The following is a 26,340-nucleotide window of genomic DNA, read 5'->3' as shown; positions in this document are numbered from 1 at the left end:
TTCCGCTGCCTTCACAGTGAAAACGATGCTGCCCGGCGGTTTATTCCATGCGATTGAAAAAAATGGCGCTGTTCGCGTAAAGTGGTCATTGCTTCGAGCCGTGGAACTTTCTACGAGCCCCCTTGTCGCGGGTACCGCCATCAGCCAGACGCAACCGCAACACGCAGCCATTGCGCCGGTGTCGGCCACGCCGCCGTATCGAGCACGCGCTGCCAGCCCGTGTAATTGGCCAGGTAGCGGCTGGCCACACCGTTGAAATGCCGCAGCCAGGCCTTGAAGCGGCTGTGCCAGGCATTCACACCCTGGAGGTGGATGGCGCCGCGCGTTCGAATGCCTGCCTTGACGTTCACTGCCTCGTGCGTGATGCCAGCCTGCCTGGCGAATGTGGCATACGCCCTGGCGGCATCGCTGATCAACAGGATGTCTAGCGCCAGCACGGGCTTCAGGTGTTCGGACAATTGGCTGGCGCTGACCGCGCCGCGGCCGGTGACGAATTCACAGGTCTGCCGCGTGCGGTCACGCGCCACCAGGATGCAGTCGAACTCCTTGCTGATCCCGCGCTTGGATGCCTTGCCGCCACGCTTGCGGGGCCGCCGATCCAGGTGCCGCGAACCTTTTTGTGATTCGAGGTGATACGTTTCGTCGGCTTCGACGATGCCGGAGAGTGTCGGCCGAAGCTCTCGGCGCACGGCGGCAACAAAGCGGTGGCGCCACCGGAAGCTGGTGGATTTCGCCACGTCCACCCGCTCGGCGGCCTTGCGCACCGTGCGCGACTCGATCAGGCATAGGAAGTAAGGCAACCATTTGTCGCGCAGGCGCAGGCGGGCCAGCGGGGTGCCGGTCAGCGCATTGAAACTGCGCCGGCAGGCAATGCAACGATAGCGTTGCAGGCCGTTGGCGTGACCGCTGCGGTGGCAACGCGTGCCGCCGCATCTGGGACAAGGCCGCTTGCCGGCAGCCTCTTCGATCAGGCGCAGGCACTGACCGGGTTGCACGACGTTCGCAAGGAAGCCTTGCAGAAGGGCGATCTCATCGTCGGAAAGCTGGAGCTGCGCCAGCGCCTTGAACACCACGTGGAACTCCGCTGCGCCCATCGCACCCTCCGCGTATACATGAAGTATCTCAACAGAAGATCTGACCGTGATTCCACAGGGAAGTTCCCCAGCTTTACGCGTACAGCGCCAAAAAAATTCAACGCATCGCGGAAGGATCGTTTCGCAACGCCGCGCCAACGACGCCGTTGCCGACGGCATTGCGGTCCGCGCCCGCCACAGCCTCCTGTGCCAGCGCGGTGACGGCTGCCTGCGCGCGGACCGGGTCCGGATGCGGCAGGCGGGTTGCCAGCAGCGCCGCGACGATCGGGGCGGCATACGACGTGCCGCGCACTTGCCGGAACGGCGGGGACCCGGGCGATGCGCTGATCATCTGGCTGCCTGGCGCGGCGAACATGACCTGCGGTCCGCGCGCTGCTTCGGGCAACGGGCGTCCACGGCGGTCCACACCGGTCACGCCCACGACGCCCGGGTAGCTGGCCGGATAGAGCGGAGGCGCGGCCGGGCCATCGTTGCCGACGGCCGCGACCAGCAGATGCCCCCGTGCGACCATGGCTGCCACGGTCCGGCGCAACGCTTCATTCGATGGGCCGACGAGGCTCACATTGACGACACCCACGTTCCTCTTTGCCATCCAGGCGAGGGCGGCGCCGATCTCCAGCGCGGAACCACCCGTGGGACTGTCGCAATAGACGTCATAGGCAAACAGCGTCGCTTCCGGCGCCACGCCCTTGAAACCGTCCGCACGGCCGACCAGCAGGGCGGCGACGGCGGTACCATGCGCATGGGGTTGCGCCGTGCCGCCACACCCGTCCCGGCGGATATCGGCATCGTCGAACACGGCGTGGCCTGCATCCACGCCACTGTCGACCAGGCCCACGACGGCGGCCGGCCCACTGCCGGCCGGGATGCCGGTCGCGTTGCCCGAGCCCGTGTACAAATGGTTGAAGTCATACGTGCCAGCCGGATCGGCCATGCGCAGGGCCTCGAGCAGACGGGCCGTGGCGGCACCTTGCGGCGCCCTCAGCACGACGATATGCAGGCCGAGCTCGTCGGATCGTTCTTCCCGCACCACCGCCAGCCCGAGGGTTCGCGCCGCCGTCAATCCTTCGGCCGAAGGCGACCAGGCGAGGATTTCGCCCCGCACCGCGGGCTCGCCGCGCGGATCGGCTTCCACGATGTCCGGGTGGCGGCGCAGCAGACTGTCGACGAGTTCCCGGCGCAGCCCACGCACGTCGGCCAGGACCCGCGTGTCGACGAGGCGTTCGACAGGGCCACGCAGCAGATCCGTGTTGAGCGGCTGTGGCACCTGCAGCGATGGCAGGCGCAGCTGGGCATTGGCGGTGCTGCAAAGGCAAAGGAGCAGCGTGCAGAGGTAGCGTGGCGGGATCATGGCGCAATGATAGTATCGGTCGGCATTGCATGTAAAACGTCCGGGGAATGGAATAAAATCCCCGCCGCCGTCGTTCTGCCAATGACAGATGATGAAACTGAATGCCGACATTGCCGACCTGCTGCCCCGCATGCGCCGTTTTGCGCGCGCGCTGACGTTCAATCGCGAGGACGCCGACGATCTGGTACAGGTCGCGGCGGAACGCGCGCTGGTGCGCCAGGACCAGTTCCAGGCCGGCACGCGGCTCGACAGCTGGATATTTCGCATCATGAAGAATGCGTGGATCGACGAGGCGCGCAGCCGGATCCGGCGCGACGACCTGTTCGCGCCGGAGGAGGCGGGCGAGCACGTCGGCGATGACTCGGCCGAGGCGCATCAGCGAAAGCTCGCGGTGGAAAAAGCCATGAGCATGCTGTCGGAAGACCACCGCATGGTGATCGCACTGGTACTGGTCGAGGGCCTGCCATATAAAGAGGCGGCCGAGGTGCTTGGTGTACCGATGGGAACATTGACGAGCCGCCTGGCGCGCGCACGCGAGGCGTTACAGGGCTTGCTGGCAGGGACATGAAATGAAGATCTCGGATGAACTATTGATGGCGTATGCGGACAACGAACTCGATGCGCCGCAGCGCGAAGCCATTGAACAGGCAATGCAAACCGACCCGTCGATCGCCCAGGCCGTGGCCCGCCACAAGGCATTGCGGCGGGACGTCTTCGACGCCTTCGCGGGCGTTCTGGACGAGCCGGTGCCGGCACGCCTGCGGCCCCGGGCTGACAACGTCGTGCCCATGTCGGCCGTGCGCGAGCGGGCACAGCGGCGCCGCTGGTCATGGCCGGAGTGGGGCGCATTAGCCGCTTCGCTGGCGATCGGGGTGTTCGCGGGCGGCGCCGGGTGGCAGGTGCTGCGTGACGACGCCAGCCAAGTAGTGCTGGAACAGGGCGGTGGCGCGACCGCCCGGGGAACGCTTGCCAGCGCGCTGTCGAACCAACTGGCTGCCGAATCGTCGGATGGCGTGCGCATCGGGGTCAGCTTCGTCTCGACGGAAGGCGCCTACTGCCGCAGTTTCACGGTCCAGCGAACGGCCGGCCTGGCATGCCGGGATACCGGTGATTGGCGCATTGCCGTGCTCACGGAAACCCCGGCGGCGCGCGACCAGCAATACCGCCAGGCGAGCGCGCAGATGCCGCAGGCGGTACTCGATGCGATCGATGAGCGCATCGCCGGCGATGCACTCGATGCGCAAGGTGAACGCGCGGCGCGTGACCAGCGCTGGGCACGGTAAAGGCAGGTCACGCGGCAGGCGGCCCCGCGCTTGTTTCCAGGCCGGCTGTTGGCCTATGGGGATTCAGTACCGTGATTGTCAGGTCCGCGCAATTCCGGTGCTTCGATGACCGTACTGCATTGCGAAGTTTGACACCGCTACCATCGCGAGCTATCTTGTTTGCGCTAACAAAAAATGATACGCGATGGTAGCGGATATCAAGCCTCACGAAGGAGACACTGTGACCAAATGGATGAGCTCGCGCTCGAGCAGCCTTGCGACTGTTTTCGCCTTGAAACGGTGGCGATTTTTCAATCGTATCCAGATAACCCGGATCCTCGCGGCCCTGATCTGCCTGATGGCGGTGGCACCGGCCAATGCGCTCGGCACCGGACGCTTCGTGCAACTGGACGGGCGCGATGGCATGATCGTTGCCAAGACAGGACGCGCAGCCCCGCTGCTGGTATCGCGCGGCGATTTTCCCGGCGTGCTGCGGGCGGCACGCGACTTGCAGAGAGATATCGGCAAGGTCAGCGGCGCCACGCCCGCCTGGCGCACGGAGACCGTGACCATGGCCGGCGACATCATCATCGCCGGCACGCTGGGCCGGCACCCTGTGATCGATCAGCTGGCAAAGGAGGGGAAAATCGATGCGGCGCATCTTTCCGGACAGTGGGAAGGTTTCCTGATCCAGGCTGTCGTCGATCCGATGCCGGGCGTGAAGCGTGCACTGGTGATTGCGGGCAGCGACAAACGCGGCACGATATATGGCCTCTATACGCTGTCGGAACAGATCGGCGTATCGCCGTGGCACTGGTGGGCCGACGTGCCGATCCCTCGCCACGCTTCGCTGACCGTTCCGCTCGCCACACGCGTGACCGAAAAACCCGCCGTGCAATACCGCGGCATTTTCCTGAACGACGAGGCGCCTGCGCTGACCAACTGGGCAAAGGAGCGCTTCGGCGGCTTCAACCGGCAGTTCTACGAGAAGCTGTTCGAACTGATGCTGCGCATGCGGGCCAATTACCTGTGGCCGGCAATGTGGTACTCGTCGTTCTATGACGACGACAAGGGCAATGGCGAGCTGGCGGACATGATGGGCATCGTCATGGGTACCTCGCACCACGAGCCGATGATGCGCGCCCAGCAGGAGTGGCACCGTTATGGCAAAGGTCCCTGGGACTACCAGCGCAATGGCGACACGCTGCGCAAGTTCTGGGCCGGTGGCTTGCGCAATACGAAGAACTACGAAAGCGTCATCACGATGGCCATGCGTGGCGACGGGGATGAGCCGATGTCCGAAAGCGCGAACGTGGGGCTGCTCGAACGCATCGTCTCGGACCAGCGCGAGCTGATCCGCAATGAATGGCAGCGCGAGCCGGAAACGGTTCCCCAGTTGTGGGCCCTGTACAAGGAAGTACAGGACTACTATGAGAAGGGCATGCGCGTGCCGGACGACATGCTGCTGCTCTGGTGCGACGACAACTGGGGCAATATCCGCCGCCTGCCGACGCCCGAGGAGCGCAAGCGGCGCGGCGGTGCCGGCGTGTATTACCACTTCGATTACGTTGGCGTGCCCCGCTCCTACAAGTGGCTGAACGTCACCCAGATAGGCAAGGTCTGGGAGCAGATGAACCTGGCCAACGAATACGGTGCCAACAGGATGTGGATCGTCAACGTGGGCGACCTGAAGCCAATGGAAGTGCCGACCGAATTCTTTCTTGCGTATGCATGGGATCCTGCGGCCTGGCCCGCCGAACGCCTTCCCGATTACCTCCGCCAGTGGGCAGCCCGGGAATTCGGTGAGCGGCACGCGCACCGGATCGCCGACATCGTCGACCAATACACGCGCAACAACGCCCGCCGCCGGCCCGAACAGCTGGCGCCGGATACCTACAGCCTAGTGAACTACGACGAGGCAGAACGCATGGTCGCGGACTACACCGCCTTGTCGGAAGAGGCGCAACGCATCGGCAAGACACTGCCCAAGGCCATGCGGGACGCCTACTTCCAGCTTGTGGAATACCCGGTGCGGGCCTCCGCGAACGCGGTGGACCTTTACGTGTCAGCCGGCCGCAACCAGCTCTACGCGCGCCAGGGGCGGGTCAGCACGAACGACATGGCGGCGCGGGTGCGCCAGCTGTTCCAGCACGATGCGGAACTGGCACGCCAGTACCAGCAAGGGATCAGCGGCGGCAAGTGGAATCACATGATGTCGCAGACCCGTTTCGGCTACACGAACTGGGACCAGCCGTATCGCGATGTGATGCCGGCCGTTTCCGAACTGCGCATTCCCGAGCCGGGCCAATTGGCGGCGCCGAACGGCATCCACCCTTCGGACCAGATGGGCGTGGCTGTCGATGGCAATCCCGTCGCCTGGCCTGTCTTCCCGCTCCGCCAGCTGGTCCTGCCGGCGCTCGACCGGTACGAACGCCAGCCTCGCCATATCAACCTGTTCAACCGGAGCAGCGCACCGTTCGACTACACGGTCACCGCCAGCCAGCCGTGGCTGAAGATCAGCCACCCGGCCGGCCGCGTTAGCAAGGAGCGGCGTATCGCCGTCGATGTCGACTGGGATGCGGTGCCGGCCGGCGTGACGGAGGCGGAGCTCACCGTACACGGCCCGGACAAGGCCAGGGTTGTCGTCAGGGTGCCGGTGCATGCGCGTACCGATACCGTAGAAGGCCACGTCGAAACGCGCGGCGTGATCGCGATCGAGGCCGAACATTACAGCCGCGCCCTGGCGCCGGCGGGCCGGCGGTGGCAGACCATTCCCGGCTACGGCCGCACGCTGTCCGGCGTGACGACGATGCCCGGTGCCGCACCAGCCCTGACCGTACAGGATGGCATGCGCCTCGAGTACGACGTGCATCTTTTCAGCGCAGGCAAGGTGCAACTGCATGCGGTACTGTCGCCGACGCTGCAGTTCCAGCCCGGCAATGGCTTCCGCTACGCGGTGTCGATCGACGATGGTCCGCCACAGGAGGTGAACGTGCACGCCGACCAGTCAGAAGACTACTGGCGCCGGATCGTATCGGACGGCGTGGCGAAGTTCGCCACCACGCTGGAGGTCGACCAGCCCGGGAAGCACACGGTGAAGTTCTGGGCGCTGGACCCCGAGCTCGTCTTGCAGCGGCTCGTCATCGATGCAGGAGGATTGCAGCCAAGTTACCTGGGACCGCCGGAAAGCCCGCGGATCGTCCGTTCCCGGGAGTGATCCGAGTCGCCGAGCCGCTGCCAGTCTCGAAGCAGAATTGCTTTCGGCGTGCGATCAGCTCGCCAGTTCGACGATGGTGTCGTATTGGCGAAGCGGTCCGCGCACAGCGGAAGCAGCCTGTCTCGGCCGACTGCTTTCGCCCCGAAGCGGACCTTCAGCTGCCGAGTAAGGTTGTGATGTCTCGCCAGCGTATAGTCTGAGGAAGCTCGTGACCTTGCAAGAATGCGGTAAAAGCGTCAATGACAAGCGGAGCGGATATCCACTCGTCGGCTCGAAGCTTTACTTGGCCACCGCTGAAGGCAAGGGTGGTACCGTCCGGATGTATGCCGCTTGGCTTTTCTAGATATGCCCGGAAGTGCTGCGCACCTGCCGCAGTTCGCCTTTCGAGCAGACAGGTTAACCCTCCTCCGGCCACCTGCAGGTAATTCCCGTGCGCATCGGTGAGTGATGCAAAAGATGACGGTCCATAAGACCGCAACTTCGTGATCGCAGCGATTACCTGAGCCGTAGTCGGATCTTGCTTGGGAGCCTTCTTTTCCACCACAAATAACACCATACCTCCCTGCAAATTGTTCGAGGCTAACGGCCGCTTCTGGCCCGAAACCAGACCTTCAGATGCCTCCCTATTCCGGCATCACCCGGCCTGGTTCTCGAGACCAGCCAGATTCACTTCCTGCCAGGCCTGAAGCCATCCGCACTGATCTCCAGTTCCGTCACCTCGCCATACTTGGCCGCCACCTTGCGGATATCGTCGGCCTTGCCGACCAACACCATCTGCAGGTTCTGGCGCGGGAAGTGCCGGTCGACCAGCTGCTTCGCCTTCGCCGGCGTCAGCCCGTCCACGTCGCGCATGAAGTTGTCGATCTGGGCGCGGTCCACGCCCAGCGCATACATGTCGCCCAGCAGGCTGGCCAGCTGCTCGCTTGTCTCGAAGCGGGGCGGGAACTGGCCTTTCACGTAGGCTTTCGCCGAATCAAGCGTGGCCTTGTCGATCCCTTTTTCCCACAGCCGGTTGTACGTCTTCAGCGCCAGGTCGAGCGCCGCTTCCGTCTTGGCCGAGGCGGTGAAACTGGACACCGCGAAGGTGCCCGATTGCGCCAGCGGGGAGAAGGCGCTGTTGGCGCCGTATGTAAGCCCCGAGTTCACGCGCAGCTCGTCGTTCAGCCACGACGTGAAGCGCCCGCCCAGCACCGTGTTCAGCACCTGCAATGGCACGTAGTCCGGATCGTTGCGGGCGATGCCGGGGCCGCCGATGACGAACGTGGTCTCGATCGCATCGGGCTTGTCGACGAGCCACACGCGCGGCTTGGCCGCCAGCGGCTTGCCGTAGTCGGCACGCTGCGGCGCCGGGCCGTCGGCCGTCCATTGGCCGAACAGCGTTTCGATCTGCCGGCGCATCGCGGCCGGGTCGAAATCGCCGACGACGATGATGGCGGCATTGTCCGGCCTGAAGTAGCGGCCATGGAAGCCCTGCACGTCGGCGCGCTTGAGCGCGGCCAGGCTGTTCACCGTGCCGCCCGCGGGGCTGGCGTAGGGCGCGTCGCCGTACAGCATGCTGCGGTAATACGTGCCGGCGACCTGGCGCGGGCTTTCCTTGGCCTGTTTCAGGCCGCTGACCTTGCGGTTCTTCAGCTTGTCCAGTTCGGCCGCTTCGAAGCTGGGCTGCTGCACGATCTCGGCGAACAGCGGCAGCAAGGCCGCCGCGTCGTTCTTCGCGAAGTTCGCCTGCACGGTGGTCTGCTCGGTGGCGCTGCCGCCGGCGAGCTGCGCGCCGCGAAAGTCGAATGCCTCGTCGATGGCGGCCTTGGCGTGCTTTTCGCTGCCCAGCAGGATCGCGTCGCCGGTCAGGTTGGCCAGGCCGGCCTGCGTGCCGTCGTTCACGGCGCCAGCCTTGACGACGGCCCGCACGGCGATCAGCGGCACTTCGTGGCGCTCCATCAGCATCACGGTCAGGCCATTGGACAGCTTTGTCGTCTCGAACTGCGGCAGCTTGAATTCAGCCCCTTGCGCAGCCCCATGCGCCGCGGCGGCGCCGGCCAGGGCGGTGGTGAATACCAGTTTCTTCATTATTCCTCCTTCGCGGCCAGCACGCCGATGGTGCGCTGCTGCTTTTTCAGGTAGCGGGCGGCCACGGCCTGGATGTCGGCGGTGGTCAGCTTTTCGAATTCGGCCGGCGCTGCGAACAGCTTGCGCCAGTCGCCGAAGAAGGTTTCGTAGTTGCCCAGTTGCTGCGCCTTGCCGTTGATGGTTTCCTGCGCGCGGTACAGGTTGACCAGCTTCTTGTTCTTCACGGCCTGCAGCTCCTGCTCGGTGATGCCGTTCTTCACCACGTTGTCGATTTCGTCGAGCAGCGCCTTTTCCACCTTCGCGCCGTCGACGCCGTTCGCGGCCACGGCGAACACGTACAGCAGGCCCGGATCGAAGCCATCGGTGGCGTCGGTGCCGACGGAGGTCGCCAGCTGCTTTTCCACGAGCGCCTTGTACAGGCGCGATGTCTTGCCTTCGGTGAGCACGCCTTGCAGCACGTTCAGCGCGTAGTAATCGGGGCTGTCCGCGCGGGGCGCCTTGTATGCCACCATCAGGTTGGCCGACGTGGCCGAAGGCTTGGCGACGAACAGGCGCCGCTCGCCTTTCTGCTCCGGTTCCACCGTCTTCACGGCCGGCGGCGCCGCCCGTTTCGGGATCGCGCCGAAGTACTTCGTGGCCAGCGTTTTCACGCGGTCGGCCTTCACGTCGCCAACGATCACGGCCACCGCGTTGCCGGGCGCATAGTAGGTGCGGAAGTAGTTGACGAGGTCTTGCTGCGTCCAGGCCTTGATGTCCGACTCGAAGCCGATCACGGGCCACGAATACGGGTGGGCCGAGTAGGCCACGCTGTTCAGGTCTTCCATCAGCATGCGGATGTTCGAGTTTTCCAGGCCCGTGCTGCGTTCGGACAGCACCACGCCGCGTTCGCTCTCGACCATCTTCGGATCGATCGTCAGGTGGGCGATGCGGTCGCTCTCCAGCTTGAAGATCGTTTCAAGGGAAGTGGCGGGAAACCAGTCCTGGTACACGGTCACGTCGCTGCTCGTGTAGGCGTTGTTGCTGCCGCCGTTCGCTTCCATGGTGCGGTCGAACATCTTCGGCCCGTAGTTCTTCGAACCATTGAACATCATGTGTTCGAAGAAGTGCGACAGGCCGGTGGTGCCGGGCGCCTCGTTGCGCGAGCCGACCTTCCAGAACGTGTACATGTTCGCGTTGGGGATCGTGCTGCTTTCCAGGACGATGAACTTCATGCCGTTGGCGAGCGTGAACGACTGCACCTGGTCGGACGTAAACGCGGCCTGGGCCGAGGCGGCAAGCATGCTGCCGGCCACGAAGGCGGCAAGTTTCCACTTCATGGGGGCGCCCTTTCAATGGTGAAATTGATGATGCGCAAGCATACGGCATTGCCGTTAGAATGTGTAGGACCCTCAACCACTGGAAAGCACGATGGAAAGCGCAATGCACTGGTCGGCCCACGAGCTGACGATGACCGTCCTGATGACGCCCGACATGGCCAACTTCTCGGGCAATGTCCACGGCGGCACGATCCTGAAGTTCCTCGATAGCGTGGCCTACGCGTGCGCCAGCCGCTACTCGGGCAGCTATGTGGTGACGCTGTCGGTCGACCAGGTGATGTTCCTGCAGCCGATCCACGTGGGCGAACTGGTGACGTTCCTCGCTTCAGTGAACTACACGGGGCGCACGTCGATGGAGGTGGGCATCCGCGTGGTGACGGAAAACATCCAGCAGCGGCTCGTGCGGCACGCCAACAGCTGCTACTTCACGATGGTGGCGGTGGACAAGGACCGCAAGCCCGTGGCGGTGCCGCAGCTGGTGCCGGAAACGCCGGAACAGGTCGCCCGCTTCGAGCAGGCCGAGGCGCGCAAGGCCGCGCGGCTGGCGCTGCACGGGGCCAAGAACAAGGCAAAGGGGCAGTAGGGGCGAAACAGGAACCAAACCAAAGGCGGCAGGACTGAACCTGGAACCGGTAAATTTGCCGGCTCAGGAAGCGTTCGAAGTCGCCGTCGGCCGTGACGCGTACTTGACGCCGGGCCGCTTGTACGACGGTGGCGTGACGGCGCGGCGCCGCTTCGGGTACACGAGGGCCCGCACGGCCACCTCGACGGGCACGTGCATCGAGGCGAGGAATTCGGCGGACTTGCGGATGCCCACCTCGGGCAGCGCGGTCACGGCCTTGTCGACCAGGTCGCGCATCTTGCGGTTGGTGCGCGCATGCTGAGGCTTCAGCAGGAATTGTTTCTTGGCTCGTGCATTCATTGTTGTTATCCCCCGTTCGGTAAGTCTTTACGCTGGCAGCAGTTCCGGCTCCGCCGCCGGCGCGAGCGTGCTGCCGCTCTGTATCATCCGCTCGAATTCCTCCGCCGGCAGCGGCCGGCTGAAATAATAGCCCTGCATTTCGTCGCAGCCGTGGGCGCGCAGGAATTCCAGCTGAGCCAGTGATTCTACCCCTTCGGCGATCACCCGCAACTTGAGGTTGCGGGCCAGCGCGATGATGGAGACGACGATCGCCGCCTCGTCCGCGTCGCTGGCGATATCGGCCACGAACGAGCGGTCGATCTTCAGCACGTCGATGGGGAACCTGCGCAGGTACGAGAAGCTCGAGTAGCCGGTACCGAAATCGTCGATCGACAGCGCCACGCCCAGCGCCTTGAGCTGGTGCAGCACCTCCACCGCCTGGGCCACGTCGTCCACGAACAGGCTTTCCGTCAGTTCCAGGTCCAGGCACGCGGCCGGCAGGCCCGTGTCGGCCAGCACCTGCGCGATCGACGGCACGAGGTCGGGCTGGGCGAACTGGCGCGCCGACAGGTTGACGGCCACCCGCAGCGGCGGCAGCCCGCCTGGTGCCCACGCGTCGTTCCAAGCCTTCGCCTGTGCGCAGGCGGTGCGCAGCACCCAGGCCCCGATCGGCACGATCAGGCCCGTTTCCTCGGCAAGGCCGATGAAGCGTTGCGGCGGCACCATGCCCAGCTCGGGGTGCTGCCAGCGCAGCAGGGCTTCCATGCCGACGATGCGCCCGCTCGCCAGGTCCACCTGCGGCTGGTAGTGCAGCACGAACTCGCCGCGCTCCAGCGCGTTGCGCAGCGCGCCTTCGATGCGCAGCCGTTCCCGCGTTTCCTCGTTCATTGCGCCATGGTAGAACTGCCAGCGGTTGCGGCCCAGCTTCTTGGCCGCATACATGGCGATATCCGCATGCTCGATCAGGTGGTCGGCCGGCGTGCCGTCGGCCGGGTAGCTGGCCACGCCGATGCTGCAGGTCACGCAGAACTCCTTGCCATCGAGCGTCATCGGCTGCGCCAGTGCGGCCATGATGCGGTCGATGATCTCCGGCGCCAGCGCCTCGTCGGCATGCTCGGACAGGATCGCCACGAACTCGTCGCCGGACAGCCGCGCCACCGTATCGGTCTCGCGCACCGCCGCGCGCAGGCGCCCGGCGATCGTGCGCAGCAGGTGGTCGCCAGCCTTGTGGCCCAGCGTGTCGTTGACGAACTTGAATCGGTCCAGGTCGATCAGCAGCACCCACATCCGGCGCCCGCCGCGGTTGGCATAGGCCACCGCCTGGGCCAGCCGGTCCTGCAGCAGGATCCGGTTCGGCAGCCCGGTCAGCGCATCGTGGTGCGCGATGTGGCGGATGCGCTGCTCCGTCAGCTTGCGTTCCGTGATCTCGCTGCCGGTGCCGCGGTAGCCGCGGAAGTCGCCCTGGGCATCGTAGACCGGTTCGCCGGTGGACTGGAACCAGCGCGTCACGCCATCGTCGCCAGTGATCTCGTGTTCCAGGCCGGCGAACGGCTGCCGCGCCTGCAGCAGCGCGAGATGGTCGCGGCCAGCCGTCGATTCGAGGAAATCCGGCCTGATCTGCCAGCGGGTGCGGCCGAGGTATTGCTTGCGCTGCACATGCGCCTTGTCGAAAAAGCCGTCGGCAAGGTAGGTGAAGCAGAAATTCGCGTCCTGCTCCCAGTACCAGTCGGACGACAGTGCAAGCAGCCGGCGGAAGCGGTGTTCGCTTTCCTGCAGGGCGCGCTCGGTGCGCTTGCGCGCCGCCACGTCGTCGTTCAGCCGTGCATTGCTGCGCTGCAGGTCGGCGGTGCGCTCGTCCACGAGCCATTGCACGCGGCGCGAGCGCTGCTCCAGTATGTGCACGAGGGCGGCGGCCAGCATCGAGAACAGCAGGCCGCCGACCAGCGCGATCAGCGAGCCGGCATGGTCGGCCAGGAAGGGCCGCGGCAGCGCATCCACGCGCACCCGCCACGTCTGGCCCAGCAGGTCGAACCGCTTGGCCACGTGCTGCGGGTGATGGAACGCCAGCCATGGCGGCAGCGTGAACAGGGCGCGGTTGTCCGCTTCGGCATCGGGGCCGGTCGCGTAGACGAGGTCCGCGTCATCGCCGGCGTACACGCGCAGCAGCAGGTGGGGATCGTCCAGCAGGCCGCCGTACTGCAGGATCGTGTGCACCAGGTGCGGTGCCCGGATCAGCGCGGCCGTCTGGCCCATCCAGGCGGCGCGGCGCTGCAGCGGCGTTTCCGTGGGCATGCCCGGAAGGTACAGCGGCACGAGCAGCACGAAGCTGTCGCGCCGCGCCGGGTGGAGCACGCTGACGAGCGGCGTGGCGGTCGGCTTGCCCGTATAAAGCATGCGTTCCACCGTTGCTTCCGCGGACTCCATCGGCAGCACGTCGAGTCCAAGCGCGCCGTTGTGCGCCTGCAGTGGCGCGAACAATTCCGTGACCAGGTAGCGGTCGCGCCGCGCCGCCGGGACGAAGCGGCCGGCGCGCAGCTCGGTCACGGTGAAGCCGGGGCGCGTGCGCCCCATGAGCGCTTCAAAGGCGAGGCGCTCATCATGCGTCATCAGGTGCTGGTGGGTGAACGACACCATGAAGGGGTGGCGGTGCAGCAGCGGGCGGGCGAAGTCGCCGAACTGCTCCTGCGTCACGCCGGGCATCGTGCGAAACAACTGGTTCGTGACGGTCAGCACCTCGACGGCATCGTCCAGGCCGCGGCGGATCGCCGCCAAGCGCAGGTTCGCGCGCTGCTCGAAACTTTCCGACAGCCTGCCGTATTCGAGCGCGCTGACGGCAATGAACAGGGCGCCCGTCACGCACAGGCCGACGGCGAGCGTGACCGCCGCTGCCAGCGAAACCGGGGTGAACCTGCGTGCCATGGGACTCCTGTGTCTGAACGAAACCACCGGGCGAGCAAGCCCGGCCGTCAGTGTGTCATAAAAGCAGGGAGCCTTCGAGAGATTATATCTTCTAAGAACGTATTGTTGCATTTGCGCACCATTTTCGATCGCATTCCGGCTTCTCGCGGATACGAACGCGATGCGCTCGGCGCCGCCGCAATGACGAGCCGGAGGCGCGGGCCGTGGAACGACGGCCGGGCCAGTGGCCGGGGCAGGGGTGCGACGTCAGTATTGCCGGCTGGTGCGGGCCGCTATGGCGGGCCGGCGTAGCGGGAGCCATCGCTCCATGCAATGTTCTCCCGGGATCCGGCAAGATAGGCACGAATGGCGGTAATGGCATTTTCGATTGCATTGATCGGGTCGACGCCGATGACGGAACGAAAAAGAACGTTCCCATTGAGCCTGACCTCGCAACCAGCGCCATCGGGACAATACTCGGGATCGGAGATGGCAAACCTCAATTCCTGCTCCGGATTGTCCAGCGATTTCAATAACAGTTGCATATTCCAAAATCCTTCGGCATTTGGCCATGCACGGCCGCGATTTTCATGACAACGACCGCCCGGCAAAAAACCCTGGGGTTCCTGGCCGAGCTGGCAGCACATTCACCACGCCAAAAAACACCAATATAAAGCGTGTACCGTAAATCCAAAGCTCATCCACGACCGGAACAAGCTGCTATCATCAACGTCCGGATAAGACTGGTTCAATCCTGTGCCCATATTGGCGCGTCAAAGCCTGTCCGTCCATTGGAAACTTCTATCTTCATGGTTATTTACAGACGGAGAAACTGTTGCCAAAGCTCGGGGGATCAAACAGGATCTGCGCCGTCGTGTTCGACGTCTATGGGACGATCGCGCACATCAATGACAAGCGCAGTCCATTCGCGGGACTGCTGGGACTTGGTCAATTGCGCGGCAGGCCGAAGACCGATGAAGATGCCCGAACGCTGATGGGACGCAGCCTGGGCTTGCGCGATGCCGCAGCCGTGCTGCGGATCAACCTCGAAGCGGAGGAACTCGAAAAGCTGGAGCATGATCCGCGGAGCCGCTCGCTCGACACCGCACGTGCTGTATTCCCTCGAGCCATTGCTCGATCTTGTGGAATGAATCCGGTATCGCGTGTCGAACAGATTGCAAGGCCTATCACCACCAACCCGAAAATGAGTACTCACAATGACTTTCCAGCTTGCCACGCTTGATCCTGCTGAAACAGCGCTGCTTGTCCGGCGTCTCGCGGGGCCGGTCCTGTCGCTCTCGAAGACGTATTCCTTCGACGCGGAGGCGGGAGCGACCTTCCTTTCCCTGGGCGGGCAGCCCTGGCGCAACCCGGCGGACAGCGAGCCGCCAGGACATTTCAACCTTCTGTGGCGCGACCAGGCCATTTTCATCAGCGGCTACTGCACGCTCGTTCCGCATGGCGACGGCACGATCACCCGCTTTCAGCTGTCGCTCAGCGTGCCCCATGTCCTTGCCGGACAAAACGATCAGGTCACGCGGCTGGTCAGGGAAGGCCTGGAGGCCTTCTGGTGCGGCCTGACGCCATTTCGGTCGCCTGTCGACGTCGAGATTTCCGGCATTACCTACATTGACGAAGGTTCCGCCAGCATTCCGGCCAGCCACGGGGAACCGGTCAAGGAAACGGCACACGACAGTCGTGAACACGCTGCAGTGCACTTCATTTCCGATAAGGACAAGCAATTTTCGCCGCTTCCCATTTTCGTGACACGAACGACCCTGGAACAGCTCCAGGACACGCAGCCCGACGAGAAGCCGTGAACGCGACGAAAGCAGGTAACGCCGCGGCCGAACCCGACTCGCGCGGCAGGGAATCCCACGTGAATCAGTTGCCAGGATAAACAGCGTTCCGCTTCATAGCGGACATCGCTGTCCTGATTCGCTGCCAATGCACCGGTGCATCGGATACGTTTTATTTTTGTACAGCATTAAGATAACCGGATGCTCGCCATGTGCGATGCCGCGGTCCACGAGGAGGTCAAAAAAGGCCGAGTCGTTATCATGGAATTGGGGCCTGCATTGGACTTGATAATGTTGTCGTCATCATCTTGCATGCGGCAAGCCATAGAAACTTCAAACTACGGTTAATCTCGACTCTTATGATAAGGAAAACTATGAAACTGCGCGGAAAGATATTATGGGTCGCGTTTGCAACGCTGGTCTCCAGCACTGCGACTGCCGATGGCCAGACTGCTGCCCATAACCTGTTCGGCAATCTGGCTCGGGCAAAGGCCAGCCTCGGTGTCGATGAGAAGACAACCGCGGTCGGGCCGACCCTCGTCAAGGGCATGTATGTTTTATCTGACAGGCAAGGCCGGTTTATTGGTTTCACCAACGAAACAGGGACGCTATTTGGCGATTCGCGCGGTTTCAACGTCGTGTCGCCTGCCGGAGCGCAGCCACGTGCAATGACGCCGGATGAAAGAAACCAGCTTCAGCGAGAAGTCCTTTCATCGGTTGACTACGACAAGCTCCCCAAGCTGACATACGGCAATGGCGGAGGGCGGCGCTTGCTGATGTTTAGCGCTATTGACTGCGGATTCTGCAAAGAGTTCGAGGACAGCATGCGAAAGCACGCTGCCAAGCTCGATTCCACGATCTATGTGGTGCCCTCATCGCTTCAACGGTTGTCCCAGGGGGGCAGCAGGCATGGGGCACCGTATCCCGCATATGGTGCGACGCCCGGCCCGACGATGCCTGGCAACGTTACTGGACTACCCGGGCCATACCGGAGCCGCGCCAGTGCGCGTTTGCCGATCCGCGCGTGGCCGAGAAGGCCGAGCTGCACTTGCGCGACATCTTCCAGGCGACCGGCCTGCGAATTGCCGGGACTCCGCAAATCGTGCGCGAGGATGGTACGCTGATCCGCATCAAGCCAAGCATGGATGCAGCGTATATCACGACGACGTTCGGACGCTCGGGAGCGCCCAATGTCGACGGTGGAAGCAATCGATGGCTGGGCGCCGCTGTCGATGCAAGTTTTGATGCCCGACCCGTTGACCCATCCGCTGGCTCACAGGCCCAAGCCAAGCCGGCGGGCAATGCAAACAACTTGCTGAGTCTGAAGAAACTGCTCGGGCAATAGCGCAGGCGCGGCTTGCCGGAGGGGGCGTCAAGCCGCCGTCTGGCGCAGCCGCCCCACGATCCAGTGGGCCAGCAGGCGGTTGAACGGCGCCAGGCCGGGCCACAGCGCGCCGCACAGCGCCACGCGCTGCACCAGGCGGCAGGCACGCGTCGGCGCACCGGCTGCGGGCCGCAGCGCGAACAGGATGTGATTGTTGCCGGCAATGCCACGGAACTGGCAGACATGGCCGCCGAACGCCTGGCGCAGCCGGTTCGCCATGGCGTGGTAGTTCGGGTCGTAGCTGAAGATGTTCGCCACGAGCAGGCCATCGGGCCGCAACGCGCGCCGGCAATCGGCGTAGAAGCGTGCACTGCCCAGTGCGGGCGGCAGGCCGGAAGCGTCGAAGCCGTCGACCAGCAGCACGTCCGCGGTGCCCGCCAGCTGCGGCATGTGGCGGGCTGCATCGGCATGGATCACGCGAAATCGGTCGTTATCCGGCGGCACGGCGAAGTGCTCGCGCAGCGCGATCACGTCCGCGGACAGTTCCAGCACGGTGATGCGGGCGTCCGGCAGGTAGTGGTGGCAGAACTTGGCCAGCGAGCCGCCGCCCAGGCCCACCATCACGATATGCGCCGGGCGCGGCTTGAAGAGCACGAAGCACATCATGGCCCGGGCGTAGGCAAGCACGAGGCGATGCGGATCGGCCAGGTCCATCTGGCTCTGCACTTCGCCCGGCGCGAATTCCAGCGTCAGGCGACCTTTGCGCCGGCTGAGCAGGGCTCCCCCATTTCCATTCGCAGCGGGCTGGCCGACGGGCAAGGGCATGGGTTGAGTGGCAGGCTGTAGAGCAGGGCCCTGGCCGGCGGGCAGCGGCTGGCCGGGCGCCGGATCAAGGGTGTGCGGCATGGTGGCTCGGGTTGGTGTCGGGGACGCTTTCTGCTAAGCTCACTGGCTCGCCGAAAGTGTACCCCGGCGGCGCATTTACACGAAAACGTTTTGTGGGTACATTGCCACGGCCGGCTCTCGATGGAGAATACAATGTTCCTGGATCACCCGACCATTACCGCGACCAACAGTTTCACCGAGCCGGACCGTATCGAACGCCTGAACCGTGTCTATGGCTACGCGGCTGCGCTGGCCGATGCGGCCGGCCGGCAGAACTTCATCGAGAAATGCAGCCAGCTGCATGACCACAAGGGCACGCTGATCGTGTTCTGGCACGACACACCCACCGAGGAAGAAAAGGAATTCTTCAGCCGGGCGTGGGCATCCAAGGTGGGCGACGGGACGACGAACGTCGAGCACGAGATCTGACGTGGACGTCAGGACGCTGGTACTCACCCTGGCGCTCGGCAATCTCGCGTTGTGTGCAGCCCTTTTCTTTCACGATACGGACAATCGCCAGCGCGGCGCGCTGGCCACCTTTGCGCTGGCCAGGCAATTCCAGGCGGTGGCCTGGCTGCTGCTTTACTTCCGCGGCGTGATTCCCGAACTGCTGGCCGGTCCCCTTGCCAACGTATTGCTGTTCGCCGGCGTGGCGTTCGATGCCGGCGCGCTGTGGGAGCACGCGGGGCGTACCGGCTGGCGGCGCATCGTGCTGCCGGCGCTGGGCCTGGGGACCGCGGCATGGCTCGCCTGCTATGCGCTGGACGTGGACAGCGGCCTGCGGGTGGCCGGCGGCTACGCCATCGTCGGCGCGTTCTACCTGGCCGGGGTGGCGGCGCTGGCGCTGGACTGGCGTCGTGCCTCGATGCTGCGGCGTTTCCTGACCCTGGCGCTGGCCGTGCCGGCGCTGGCGATCGCCGGCCGCGGCCTGCTGGCGATCGCGCTGCCGCAGGGCTGGGCCGGGTTCGGGCCGGCGCAGCTGCAGGGTCTCGCCTACGTGGCCTTTTTCCTGGCGATGCTGATCGTCAGCGCCGGTTACCTGCTGCTGGCGCGCGAGACGTTGCAGGGCGAACTCGCGCGCCTCGAAATGGTGGATGCGCTGACGGACGTGCCCAACCGCCGCGGCTTCTACGGTGCGCTGGCGCCATGGCTCGCGCTGGCACGCCGCCCCGGCACCCCGACCGCGCTGCTGATCCTTAATCTCGACGGGTTCAAGCGCGTCAACGACCACTATGGCCATGCGGTGGGCGACCAGGTGCTGAAGGCCATGGTCGTTGCCTGCCGCCGCCAGCTGCGCGACAGTGACCTGATGGGGCGGCTGGGCGGTGCCGAATTCGCGATCCAGCTGCCGCGCACCGCGCTGGCCGACGCCGTCCACGTGGCCGAGCGTATCCGCGCATCGATCGAGGCCGCGCCGGTAAAGGCCGAGCGCGCCGTGATCTCGCTGACGGCCAGCCTGGGCGTGACGACGATCCGCCCCGACGATACGCCCGTCAGCCTGTTCAAACGCGCCGACGAGGCGCTGCAGGCGGCCAAGCTGCATGGCCGCAACCGGGTGGTGGCCGCGCCGCCACCGCTGGTGGAGGAAGAGGGCACCGGCACCTGAACAGACCTGGAACGCGCGGTTTGTCCTGTGCACACGATTATCCTGTCATCAAGCCGTCATGTGGGCGGACTAATGTGATAGGATTTTCAATATAAACAATATAAATTAATGGAATCCCCGATGTATGCAGCGGTCGATCTCGGATCGAACAGTTTCCGCCTGTCGATAGGCAAACACGATGGCGACACGATCCGCGTGCTCAAGAGCATGCGCGAACCGATCCGGCTGGCCGCCGGGCTCGATGCCGCCGGCAACCTCACCGAAGCGGCCCAGCAGCGCGCCATCGCCTGCCTGCAGAACTTCGCCATTACGCTGTCGGCCTACCAGCTCGACGCGGTGCGCGTGGTGGCCACGTCCACGATGCGGCAGGCGCAGAACATCGCCACGTTCCTGCCCCAGTGCGAGGCGGCCATCGGCTTTCCGATCGAAATCATTTCGGGCGAGGAGGAGGGGCGGCTGATCTACATGGGCGTGGCGAGCGCGCTGGCCCAGCCGAACGAGCGGCGCCTGGTCGTCGACATCGGCGGCGGGTCCACGGAGCTGATCCTGGGCCGCGGTTTCGATATCGAGCGGGTCGAGTCGTTCAGCGTGGGCAGCGTGAAGCAGAGCCTCGCGTTCTTCGTCAACGGCTACGTCGACGGACCGTCGTACGAGGCGGCGATCCTGTCCGCGCGCAGCCACTTCGAGGATGGCGCGCCGCCCTACATGCCGCAATTCTGGAAGCGGGCCTACGGTTCGTCCGGCACGATCCGCTCGATCGCCGAGGTCATCGAAAAGAACGGCCTTGGCAAGGGCATCACGCCGGACAGCCTGGAAGCGCTGAAGCGGCGCTTCATCGCGCTCGGCCACGTCAACCGCATCGACCTGCCGGGGCTGCGCCCGGACCGCGCCTCCACCGTGGTCGGCGGCCTGGCGATCCTGATCGGGGTGATGCACGAACTCGATATCGAGGAATTGTGTCCGATCGAAGCCGGTCTGCGCATGGGCGTGATGTGGGATCTCACGATGCGCGAGATGCGGCGCGACCGCCGCGAGCAGTCGGTGCGTGATTTCGCCCGCAAGTTCCATGTCGACGAGGCGCGTGCCGCGCGCGTGGCCGACGATGCGCTCGCGCTGGTGGAACAGCTCAAGCTTGCGAACGACGCCACGGCGCGGCTGCTGTACTGGAGCGCGCTGCTGCATGAAGTGGGGCAGGCCGTGTCGCAGACGGGCCACCACAAGCATGCCGCCTACCTGATCGAGAACGCCGACCTGCCGGGCTTCACCACGCGCGACCAGCGCACGATGAGCCGGCTGGTGCTGGCGCAGAAGGGCAACCTGCGCAAGGTGGAGGAATTCCTGTCCGACCCCGACTTCGCCCGCGCCGTGGTCGCGCTGCGGCTGGCCGTCGTCTTCATGCATGCCCGCATCGCCGTGGCCGACGCCCAGCCGAAGCTGCGCATGAAGAACCGCATCGAACTGGAACTGCCGCGCGCGCTCGTCAGCGGGCATCCCACGCTGTCCTACTGGGTCGAGAAGGAGCAGGAGCACTGGGACGAGGTGGGCGTGGACCTGGGGTTGCGGACGGGGACCTGACTGGGAACATTATTCGGCCGGCGTGGGGAAGGCAGTTTGCCGCCCTGCGCTGGCGAAAGCCAAAACGCCTGGAATGGTGCGGACCTATTCTCATTGCTGGTAAATGCGTTGTTGAAATAGCCAGCTTGGGCGGCACTGCAAGCTACTTGCCAGCTATTGATGCAAGCCGCTCTTTTATTCGAATCCGAATATCTCGGCGCATGAACTCCCTGGCACCGTTCGATTGTGCTCGCTGCGTTTCTATAACGGCGAGCTGCTTGTTATTAACAAGCCAGTTCCTGCCAGGGGAGGCAAGGACTCCGTCCAGTCCAAGCCGTGCGGCGACCAGCAGACGGTAGTGCTAGCATCGAAACTTCCGCGTACCTTGACAGGTTCAATATGCTGCATGCATTCACGCGTAATAAAAGCAAGGCTTACACCCGTTACCTTGGCATCAGGGATCCTTCGGAGCCGCGAGTCAGCTCGGAAGATGAAATCACTTCCATCATATTTGGCCCCCTTGAGTTTCTATCCGCTTCAGACAACTGGACGTTATGGAAGCAAGTGCTGGCGAGCGCAGAATCGAACAGCCTGTGCGGGCCACTGCCATCGGACTATTTCCAGGGTTATTCTCCTGTGGCCTGTACTTTCGAGTTCTGGCCAAGAAAGAATGGTATCGAGCCGGATCTCGTCATCAGGTTTTTAGATGCACAGGGCGAGCCGAGATCCCTTCTTGTGGAACTGAAGTGGGATGCTGGTGTCAGTGGTGCTGACCAGTTGGAAAAGCAATGGTCTCGTTATCAAAGTGGCCAGCATGGTCATTCGCTCCATGTTTTCATTGGAAAGCGTGTAAAAGAACTCCTGCCAGATAGCCAGGCCTGGGTCCAGAATGAGCCGGATGGCGTGACGGTAAATCGCTTGCGAGCCGTGCGCTGGCATGAATTCAAGCATGAGATTTCAAAACTGGCTGCTCGGCCGGATACTTCCGCACCATTGAAGCGGTGGAGCGTTCTGATTGGTGAATTCTTGGGCCATGTCGGTATTCGTCCATTCGTGGGTTTTCACGCCGCGATACAGCTGGCCAATGCGATCGCAGATAGCGATAATGCCGCGTTGAAATTCTGGCTGGGCACCAAGGAATAAGGAACTACCCAATACCATAGAGGGAGAGCTTATGAATGCCGGGACAAAGATCGTGCGGAGTTTTGAGCTTGTAGAGAGTATTTGGTCGCAGGTGCAGGAATTGACCAATTCGTTGAGTGCCATGACGGAAGCTGCGCTCGAAAAGGGAGAGTTCGGTCAGCTGCGTAGCGCAGGGCCATGGCGGGAAGCCTGGGATGAAACAGCGTCTGGATGGGGTAGCACTAAGTATGCGATGAGTTTTCCTGCCGCAGGCAAAAGACGGCGTAACGACACCATCGACGCATGGATCAATTACCAGATCAGCCTGTTTGGTAGCGGCATTCCGCCCCTTGTAGGCGCGACCCAGGAAAGCTTGGGTCCTGTAGTACACGTTTCATTCTGGCACTATGAAACGGATTTTTTGGAGTCCGGTTTCTACGTCGAATTTCCCTCGGCCTGGGATGACTCAACCGAGATCAAGGAAAGCCGCTTGCTGTTCTGGGACAGCGAGAAAGAAGGACAACTGCCGCAGTGGACTTTTTCTATCCGGCTGCTCGATCTGAATAGCGAAGACGCCCTCCGCAAGAGCATTATCGAACCCGTTCGCGCATTGTTATCAGGATCGCAGCCTGCTCTTGCGCTGCCTGAGGATTTGCCAGGTCTGGTTTTTTACGAGGGCCACGACAGGGGTGATGCTGGATGGACCCTGCTTGCAAAGGACAGGCCCGGAAACCCGACTCAAGAACCCGCCATCGCTGCAGGTGCTGGATCCGGAGCTGAGTAAGTAAAGCTAAACACAGTTTGTAAGTTTCGCCAAACCTGACAGTCAGCAGCTGCTCGTCACCACGGTGATTACCGGCGGCGTAACCGCATTTCCCGTCCGGCTGGCCCCTGTGTACTGGGCATAGCAGCCCAGCGCCTTCGGCGTGTTCTGCACGTCGACAGGAATGGCCGCGAACGAGTTGATGGGCAGGGCCGGCTGGGTGGCCGTCGCGGTGGCCGAGCCGTAGCGGATGATGTAGTCGGCCGTGTCGAGCCCCGCCGCCAGTGCCATGTTGCCGACGCGGGCTGCCGAAGGGTAGCCGGCTTCCAGCGTGACGACCACATTCTCGCTGGTGACAGTGGTGGCCGACGGGTCGATCAGCGCCTTGCCATGCACCATGGCCGACGTGGCCGCCAGCGCGCCCCCGACGGCTTTCACGGAAGCGATGCGCGCGTCCGATCCCAGGTCGACGAATTTCGGCAGCGCGGTGGCCGCAAGGATGCCGAGAATGACGATCACCGTGATCAGTTCGACCAGCGTGAACCCCGCCTGGCCGTGCCGCGGCATGGCCGGAGGTGCCTGGATACGGGCTGTCGGAATCGTGGGAATCTTCATGGGGGCCGGCGCAGGCGCGGATTGATATTGCTGGTCGTAAATTAAAGCGGCTTTTCGCACTGTAGTGACCTTCTCGCCGCGTGGCAATCTCCAAGGCCCGCGACGACTGAAATTGATGGTTCATAGCAACAAAAGTGGCAGGTGAACCCATCCATCTTTGCAATCGGGCAAGCGAGCGCTGCCGGTAAACACCGCATGCGACGATGGTTTTTTATCATTTCAAGGAAGCCATCACATGGAGAACCAGCCGCCGCGCCGGGATTTCCTGCGCTATGTGGGAACCCTGGCCGCATTGTCCACGCCCGCATTGCAGGCCGGAGCCAGCGAAAAGGACCGGGTCGAATTCCCGCCGATCTTTGACAAAGCCGAAAAGCCCGAGCGCACCGAGCCGCCCGGCGATCCGTGGAACGAACGCGTGGGATCGCCATCGTCGGGCTGGGGCGGATTTCCATCAACGAGATGCTGCCCGCTTTTGCGCAGAGCAAGCATGCGAAGCCCGTCGCGCTGGTGACCGGCGACCGGGCCAAGGGCCTGAAGATCGCGCACCAATACAACATCCCGGAAAGCGCGGTGCTCGATTACCGCGACTATGACAGGCTGGCGCAGATGCCGGACGTGCAGGGCGTGTATATCGGGCTGCCGAACCACATGCATGCCGAGTACACGGTGCGCGCCGCGCGCGCCGGCAAGCACGTGCTGTGCGAAAAGCCGATGGCGAACAGCGTGGCGGAATGCCGGCAGATGATCGATGCGTGCCGCAAGGCCGGCCGCAAGCTGATGATCGCCTACCGCAGCCAGTACGAAGCGCTGGACCGCACCCTCGTGAAGATGATCCGCGAAAAGAAGCTGGGCGCGCTGAAGGAATTCGTCTCCGTCAATTCACAGAACATGGGCGACCCGCAGCACTGGCGCCTGAAGCGGGCGCTGGCCGGCGGCGGCGCATTGCCGGACATCGGCCTGTATTGCATCAACGCGGCGCGCTTCCTCAGCGGCGAGGAGCCGAACGAGGTGATCGGCAGCACGTGGTCGACGGCGGGCGATGCGCGGTTCCGCGAAGTGGAAGAGTCGTGCCAGTTCGTCCTGCGCTTCCCCAGCGGCTTCATCGCCAGCTGCAGCACCAGCTATGCGGCGCACAAGTCGCAGATGTTCCGCCTGAACGGGGCCGACGCGTGGGCCGAGATGAACCCTGGCTATGCCTACCATGGCAACCGGCTGCGCATCTCGCGCGTGGTCGACGGCAAGGAGCAGGCCAGCGACATCCAGGCCGAGGAACAGAACCAGTTCACCGCGGAGCTGGACCATTTCGCGCAGTGCATCCAGCAGGGCAAGGACGTGCACACGCCGGGCGAGGAAGGCTTGCAGGACCAGCGCATCACGGAAGCGATCTACGAGTCGGCGCGCACGCACCGGCCGGTGAAGCTCGCGCTGCCGGGGCGCACGCGCGGCCCGGAACCCCAGGAGACCTGAACCCGGCCGGCCTGCGGCGACCGGTGGCACTGGCGGTTCCCTTGACCCGTCTGTCCTTCGTTCCGGGCCGCGCCTGGCCCGATGGGAGTGCCCGCGCGGCCGCCCGGCGCCGATACTGCGTTGCGTGCCGAAGCAGCGCGAATGCCGGCTTCGGGTGCGCGCTGCTTAAGTTTCGGCTCATCTTGCCTTAACTAAATTTTCACCGCGCGCTTGTTACCGTCGGCGTGCCGATGCCTGCGCGGGCACCGGCACCGAATGTCACTCAACGAACCGGGTCAACCATGAAAAAGACACTACTGATGCTGGCAGCCGCCCTGGCTGCCATGGGAAGCGTGCACGCCGCCGACAAGGGCGCCGCGCACTGGGAATACACGGGCAAGGCCGGCACCGCGCACTGGGGCGAGCTCGAACAGGACTTCGCCGCCTGCAAGCTGGGCAAGGCGCAGTCGCCGATCGACATCCGCGGCGCGAAGACTGGCGCGCCCGCGCCGATCGATTTCCATTATGCGGCCAGCACTGCCGACATCGTCAACAACGGGCACACGGTGCAGGTGAACCTGGCCGAGGGCGGCGCCGTGCACCTTGCCAGCGGCGACTACAAGCTCGTGCAGTTCCACTTCCACACGCCCAGCGAGGAAAAGATCAACGGCAAGCGGTATCCGCTGGTGGCGCACCTGGTCCACCGGAACGACGCCGGCGAACTGGCCGTGGTGGCCGTGCTGTTCAGGCAGGGCAAGGAGAATGCTGCTCTAAAACCCGTTTTCGCCGGACTGCCGGCGCACGCCGGCGACCACCATGCGGTGGCGGGCGAGCTCGACCTTGGCGCACTGCTGCCGCGGCAGCACGCCTACTACGCGTATATGGGTTCGCTGACGACGCCGCCGTGCAGCGAAGGCGTGCACTGGCAGGTGCTGAAGCAGCCGGTGGAGCTCTCGAAGGGCCAGCTGTCCGCCTTCCGCAAGCTGTACCGCATGAATGCCCGGCCCGTGCAGCCATTGAACGGGCGCGTCGTCGAAGTGACCGGCTGAGTTCCCCCAGGGCCGCCACCCTGTGCAGGCCGGTGGAAATTGTCAAAGAGAATCTCCACGGGCCTTGTACT

General features: G+C 64.0%; 23 protein-coding genes. 14 read left to right on the top strand and 9 right to left on the bottom strand.

Going from position 1 to position 26,340, the window contains the following annotated elements; genetic code table 11:
- Positions 1-140 precede the first annotated feature (140 nt).
- The gene (locus tag EWM63_RS02985) at positions 141-1,094 is read right to left on the bottom strand and encodes an IS1595 family transposase (protein ID WP_165390738.1); all 954 of its coding nucleotides are present in this window, start codon (positions 1,092-1,094) and stop codon (positions 141-143) included.
- 97 nt (positions 1,095-1,191) lie between these two features.
- Positions 1,192-2,445: a S8 family serine peptidase gene (locus EWM63_RS02980; protein WP_229487699.1), complete on the bottom strand. Its 1,254-nt coding sequence runs from the start codon at positions 2,443-2,445 to the stop codon at positions 1,192-1,194.
- An 88-nt stretch (positions 2,446-2,533) separates the two neighbouring features.
- On the opposite strand from EWM63_RS02980, the gene EWM63_RS02975 reads away from it, so the two are divergent.
- The 3 genes from EWM63_RS02975 (at position 2,534) to EWM63_RS02965 (ending at position 6,924) form a co-directional block, all read left to right on the top strand.
- A complete protein-coding gene (locus EWM63_RS02975) occupies positions 2,534-3,013 on the top strand; it encodes an RNA polymerase sigma factor (protein WP_229487698.1) in 480 nt (159 codons plus the stop codon).
- Position 3,014: 1 nt separating this feature from the next.
- A complete protein-coding gene (locus EWM63_RS02970; protein ID WP_130185209.1) occupies positions 3,015-3,728 on the top strand; it encodes an anti-sigma factor family protein in 714 nt (237 codons plus the stop codon).
- A 337-nt stretch (positions 3,729-4,065) separates the two neighbouring features.
- Positions 4,066-6,924 (top strand): glycosyl hydrolase 115 family protein, encoded by a 2,859-nt coding sequence (locus EWM63_RS02965; protein ID WP_130185208.1) that lies wholly within the window; start codon positions 4,066-4,068, stop codon positions 6,922-6,924.
- A gap of 666 nt (positions 6,925-7,590) precedes the next feature.
- Here EWM63_RS02965 and EWM63_RS02955 read toward each other — a convergent pair.
- Together EWM63_RS02955 and EWM63_RS02950 are read right to left on the bottom strand one after the other, a co-directional pair.
- Positions 7,591-8,991 (bottom strand): M16 family metallopeptidase, encoded by a 1,401-nt coding sequence (locus EWM63_RS02955; protein ID WP_130185206.1) that lies wholly within the window; start codon positions 8,989-8,991, stop codon positions 7,591-7,593.
- Positions 8,991-10,307 (bottom strand): M16 family metallopeptidase, encoded by a 1,317-nt coding sequence (locus tag EWM63_RS02950; RefSeq protein WP_130185205.1) that lies wholly within the window; start codon positions 10,305-10,307, stop codon positions 8,991-8,993. Before EWM63_RS02950 ends, EWM63_RS02955 begins: the two co-directional genes overlap by 1 nt.
- A gap of 103 nt (positions 10,308-10,410) precedes the next feature.
- Between EWM63_RS02950 and EWM63_RS02945 the strand changes: the two genes are divergently transcribed.
- Positions 10,411-10,890 carry an acyl-CoA thioesterase gene (locus tag EWM63_RS02945; protein ID WP_130190150.1) on the top strand — a complete coding sequence of 160 codons (480 nt, stop codon included), beginning with the start codon at positions 10,411-10,413 and terminating at the stop codon, positions 10,888-10,890.
- A gap of 63 nt (positions 10,891-10,953) precedes the next feature.
- Here EWM63_RS02945 and EWM63_RS02940 read toward each other — a convergent pair whose 3' ends face one another.
- From EWM63_RS02940 to EWM63_RS02930, 3 genes are all read right to left on the bottom strand, one after another.
- Complete coding sequence (locus tag EWM63_RS02940; RefSeq protein ID WP_207221233.1) at positions 10,954-11,229, bottom strand: hypothetical protein; 276 nt, start codon at positions 11,227-11,229, stop codon at positions 10,954-10,956.
- Positions 11,230-11,256: 27 nt separating this feature from the next.
- The gene (locus tag EWM63_RS02935) at positions 11,257-14,127 is read right to left on the bottom strand and encodes a bifunctional diguanylate cyclase/phosphodiesterase (RefSeq protein WP_130185204.1); all 2,871 of its coding nucleotides are present in this window, start codon (positions 14,125-14,127) and stop codon (positions 11,257-11,259) included.
- Between the two features lie 272 nt (positions 14,128-14,399).
- Positions 14,400-14,651 (bottom strand): hypothetical protein, encoded by a 252-nt coding sequence (locus EWM63_RS02930; RefSeq protein WP_130185203.1) that lies wholly within the window; start codon positions 14,649-14,651, stop codon positions 14,400-14,402.
- Between the two features lie 329 nt (positions 14,652-14,980).
- Between EWM63_RS02930 and EWM63_RS02925 the strand changes: the two genes are divergently transcribed.
- The 3 genes from EWM63_RS02925 (at position 14,981) to EWM63_RS02915 (ending at position 17,250) form a co-directional block, all read left to right on the top strand.
- Positions 14,981-15,349 carry a hypothetical protein gene (locus EWM63_RS02925; RefSeq protein WP_130185202.1) on the top strand — a complete coding sequence of 123 codons (369 nt, stop codon included), beginning with the start codon at positions 14,981-14,983 and terminating at the stop codon, positions 15,347-15,349.
- Positions 15,324-15,926 (top strand): hypothetical protein, encoded by a 603-nt coding sequence (locus EWM63_RS02920; RefSeq protein ID WP_130185201.1) that lies wholly within the window; start codon positions 15,324-15,326, stop codon positions 15,924-15,926. The genes EWM63_RS02925 and EWM63_RS02920 overlap by 26 nt, the downstream gene beginning before the upstream one ends.
- Before the next feature lie 1,003 nt (positions 15,927-16,929).
- Positions 16,930-17,250: a hypothetical protein gene (locus tag EWM63_RS02915; RefSeq protein ID WP_130185200.1), complete on the top strand. Its 321-nt coding sequence runs from the start codon at positions 16,930-16,932 to the stop codon at positions 17,248-17,250.
- Between the two features lie 27 nt (positions 17,251-17,277).
- On the opposite strand, the gene EWM63_RS02910 is transcribed toward EWM63_RS02915, so the two are convergent.
- Positions 17,278-18,135, bottom strand: coding sequence for a spermine/spermidine synthase domain-containing protein (locus EWM63_RS02910; protein ID WP_371861176.1), 858 nt, complete (start codon positions 18,133-18,135; stop codon positions 17,278-17,280).
- Positions 18,136-18,267: 132 nt separating this feature from the next.
- Here EWM63_RS02910 and EWM63_RS02905 point away from each other — a divergent pair, with 132 nt between their 5' ends.
- The 5 genes from EWM63_RS02905 (at position 18,268) to EWM63_RS02885 (ending at position 23,180) form a co-directional block, all read left to right on the top strand.
- On the top strand, positions 18,268-18,543 hold the full coding sequence (locus tag EWM63_RS02905) for a hypothetical protein (RefSeq protein ID WP_130185199.1): 276 nt from the start codon (positions 18,268-18,270) through the stop codon (positions 18,541-18,543).
- A 1-nt stretch (position 18,544) separates the two neighbouring features.
- On the top strand, positions 18,545-19,720 hold the full coding sequence (locus EWM63_RS02900; RefSeq protein ID WP_130185198.1) for a GGDEF domain-containing protein: 1,176 nt from the start codon (positions 18,545-18,547) through the stop codon (positions 19,718-19,720).
- A gap of 120 nt (positions 19,721-19,840) precedes the next feature.
- Positions 19,841-21,295 (top strand): Ppx/GppA phosphatase family protein, encoded by a 1,455-nt coding sequence (locus EWM63_RS02895; protein WP_130185197.1) that lies wholly within the window; start codon positions 19,841-19,843, stop codon positions 21,293-21,295.
- Between the two features lie 378 nt (positions 21,296-21,673).
- The gene (locus EWM63_RS02890) at positions 21,674-22,417 is read left to right on the top strand and encodes a hypothetical protein (protein ID WP_130185196.1); all 744 of its coding nucleotides are present in this window, start codon (positions 21,674-21,676) and stop codon (positions 22,415-22,417) included.
- A gap of 31 nt (positions 22,418-22,448) precedes the next feature.
- Positions 22,449-23,180 (top strand): hypothetical protein, encoded by a 732-nt coding sequence (locus EWM63_RS02885; protein WP_130185195.1) that lies wholly within the window; start codon positions 22,449-22,451, stop codon positions 23,178-23,180.
- A gap of 42 nt (positions 23,181-23,222) precedes the next feature.
- Here EWM63_RS02885 and EWM63_RS02880 read toward each other — a convergent pair whose 3' ends face one another.
- Positions 23,223-23,774, bottom strand: a complete 552-nt coding sequence (locus tag EWM63_RS02880; protein ID WP_229487697.1) for a type II secretion system protein — start codon at positions 23,772-23,774, stop codon at positions 23,223-23,225.
- 402 nt (positions 23,775-24,176) lie between these two features.
- Between EWM63_RS02880 and EWM63_RS02875 the strand changes: the two genes are divergently transcribed.
- Together EWM63_RS02875 and EWM63_RS02870 are read left to right on the top strand one after the other, a co-directional pair.
- Positions 24,177-25,241, top strand: a complete 1,065-nt coding sequence (locus tag EWM63_RS02875) for a Gfo/Idh/MocA family protein (RefSeq protein WP_229487696.1) — start codon at positions 24,177-24,179, stop codon at positions 25,239-25,241.
- Between the two features lie 281 nt (positions 25,242-25,522).
- Positions 25,523-26,269, top strand: coding sequence for a carbonic anhydrase (locus tag EWM63_RS02870; RefSeq protein ID WP_130185194.1), 747 nt, complete (start codon positions 25,523-25,525; stop codon positions 26,267-26,269).
- Positions 26,270-26,340: the final 71 nt, after the last annotated feature.

The organism is Pseudoduganella lutea (assembly GCF_004209755.1).
GTDB classification, from domain to species: Bacteria; Pseudomonadota; Gammaproteobacteria; order Burkholderiales; family Burkholderiaceae_D; genus Rugamonas; species Rugamonas lutea.
This window is presented reverse-complemented; position numbering and strand designations above follow the sequence as displayed.